Annotated in this window: 2 protein-coding genes; one reads left to right on the top strand and one right to left on the bottom strand. The window is 44.4% G+C overall.

Annotated elements, in window-relative coordinates:
• Positions 1-2168 (top strand): cytochrome-c peroxidase (locus IQ229_RS21345; protein ID WP_409339956.1); only part of this gene is annotated, 2168 nt, incomplete at its 5' end.
• Positions 2169-2335: 167 nt separating this feature from the next.
• Here IQ229_RS21345 and IQ229_RS21340 read toward each other — a convergent pair.
• Positions 2336-2998, bottom strand: a 663-nt coding sequence (locus IQ229_RS21340) for a serine hydrolase (protein ID WP_194047142.1), incomplete at its 5' end; no start/stop codon positions are given.

Here is a 2998-nt window from a genome sequence, read left to right as displayed (position 1 = left end):
TGGGGATTATACCCATAATCAGCTTAGTAATTTTCACGACTGCCTTATCTAGTTACTTATTGCTGACCTCAAGAGGTCGATTTTTGCTCAAATCTTTGGTGACAAAAATAAAGCGGCAAGAGTGGAGATTCAGATATGGCAAGCCTAACTACTTGAGATCGAAATTTTCAAGGACTACAACAATTGCTGCCATTATTCTAGCAGCAGTAATAGCTGGAAATACTGTATCGGCAGAGGTTACGGGGTCGCCTCCAGTTTCGCTCAAGAGCGTATCGGTTCCAGAACCTGACAATCTTGGAGACTTCGTAAGAGACAAAACGGCTGCAATCAAATTAGGAAAGACTCTTTTTTGGGATATGCAGGTTGGGAGTGATGGAAAGACCTCCTGTGCTAGTTGTCATTTCCATGCTGGAGCTGACAATAGATCCAAAAATCAGATTGCTCCTGGGCTTTTGCGGGTCAACGCCGACGGTACAGAGAATCCAGATTCAGTTTTCAATGTCGGCGGACTACCAAACTATCAGCTAAAACCAGAAGATTTTCCCTTCCACAAGCTGTCAAACCCAAACGATCCTAAGACCGTTATATCTGACCGTAACGATATCAGTTCTTCTCAGGGGATCTTCTATACGAAGTTTGTGGATGTCACACCTGGGGATGCAGAAGACAAAGTTACAACCGAGCCAGATTCGGTGTTTAACGTGGGAGGTATCAATGTGCGGCGCGTTGAGCCACGTAACACGCCAACCGTGATTAATTCCGCATTCAACTTCCGCAACTTTTGGGATGGCAGGGCACAAGACATCTTTAATGGGGTGAATCCTTTAGGTTTAAGAGATCCTAACGCCGCTGTCGTCAAGGCTATAAACCCAATTCGTGTAGAATTTGTAAAAGTCAGCCTAAAGAACTCGTCTTTGGCATCTCAAGCTGTTGGGCCGCCACTCAGTTCCTTTGAGTCATCCGCAGATGGTCGCACTTTTGAAGAAATTGGTGATAAGTTCGGGGGGGTTAATCAATTCGGGCGAATTGACATAACACCTCTGAGGATTGATAAGGGTAAAAAGCTCCCCCGAAAACTTGCGAAAAAGTTACTACCTCTGAGACCGCTAGCTAAACAGATTGTGCATCCACAAGACAGCGTTTTAGGTAAAGATAGTAGATCGCCTCAACCTGGAATTAAAGATAAAACCTACACTCAGATGATTCAAGAGGCTTTCAAGCCGGAGTGGTGGAATTCTAATCGACTCATCCAAGTTGACTCTGACGGTAAACGGACTATTATCAAGAGGCCCGATCGCTCTTTGAAGACTAATGAGTACACATTGCTAGAGTACAACTTCTCGCTATTCTTTGGGCTAGCAGTTCAGTTGTACGAGTCTACACTCATTTCCTACGATACGCCCTACGATCGCTACTTGGAAGGAAACACCAGCGCCTTAACCGCGCAGCAGCAACGAGGGAAAGGACTGTTTGAGGGCAAAGCTCTGTGTATTGGTTGTCACAGTGGATTAGAATTAACAGCTGCTTCAGTCAGCAACGTGGCTAAAGTGGGACGAATCAAACGTGCGCCGTTCGGGCCAAAATCCCCTCAAGACACTGGTTTCTTCAATATCGGTGTCAGACTTGCCACAGAAGACCCCAGTTTGGGTGGTTATGACGGTTTGCAGAATAACGGTCAAACTAATCCGCTTTCAGAAGCACGATTGGCTCAGTTGGGTAAATTTAAGGATCTCCTGGGCGAAAATCCCCCAACCCTCAATCCACCGTTGAATTCTAGTGAACCTGTGTTTGCCAACGGAGCTTTCAAAACACCCGGACTTCGCAATGTGGAACTAACTGCTCCCTACTTCCACAATGGAGGTCAGGCGACTCTAGAGCAAGTGATTGATTTTTACAATCGTGGTGGTGATTTTGGACGACTTCCGCCGCTAAATCTTTCACCAGAAGAAAAACAGGAATTGGTCGCCTTTTTAAAAGCGCTGACTGATGACCGAGTTCGGTTTGATAAAGCGCCCTTTGACCATCCACAATTGTTTATCCCTAATGGACATGTGGGTAACACTAATTACGTTGTCAATGACGGCACTGGTAAAGCTACAGATGACACAGTGGAAATTCCTGCTGTTGGTAGGAGTGGTAATAGTGGTACACCAAATTTCCTCAGTTAATCTCATTTCACGACGAAATACCTGAATACAGATAGATATGTAGGGATGTACATTTGTACATCCCTATTTTTACGATTTGGTGCAATTGCGAAGTTCGTAGTGAGGGCTTTAGCCCTCAAGCCAAGGACTAAAGTCCTTACTACAAACTTATTCACCCTACTCAATACTCAATACTCAGTATTGGTTTGTATATTGCTAACTTTGGTATGGTCTAGGTAATTATAGACTCTTCTGGAAACTTCACGAACAAAATCTCCAGCTCTGCGATCGTGGTTTGGTCTTTGCACCAAAACACCTGCTAAATAGCTTTTGCCATTGGGCATTTCAATAATACCCGCATCACCAATAATAAATCTCAATGTACCAGTTTTGTGGGCAATGGTAGCTCCTTTACCAATACCGGCTGGTAGCAAACTATTAGTTTTAACACGGCGCATGATGCCTAAAACTTGATTGCGGCTAGTTGGAGATAGCAAACGATTATTAGAAACTAACGCCGCTAATCTGACCAAATCTTTAGAACTAGTTGTATTTTTGCCAGCGAGGTCTGGAAGTAGATTCTGCATTGCTGTACTTTGCAATCCCCAGCTGCGAAAGCGTTGGCTAACTTTTGCTGCACCACCCAAGCGATCGAGAATCAGATTTGTGGCGGTATTATCGCTAATAGTCATCATCAAGGTAGCAGTTTGGAGGACGCTAAATTTAGTGCCGATGGCTTTGTATTTCATAGTTCCAGCTTCACCAACCCTTAAATCGCGCCGCATCACTAATTTATCGGTGAGCTTAATTCTACCTGCATCTATTTCTTGGAAAAGAGCCAGTAATTTGTG

Origin of the sequence: Nostoc cf. edaphicum LEGE 07299 (assembly GCF_015207245.1) — a bacterium.
In the GTDB taxonomy this organism is placed as follows: Bacteria; Cyanobacteriota; Cyanobacteriia; order Cyanobacteriales; family Nostocaceae; genus Nostoc; species Nostoc edaphicum_B.
This window is presented reverse-complemented; position numbering and strand designations above follow the sequence as displayed.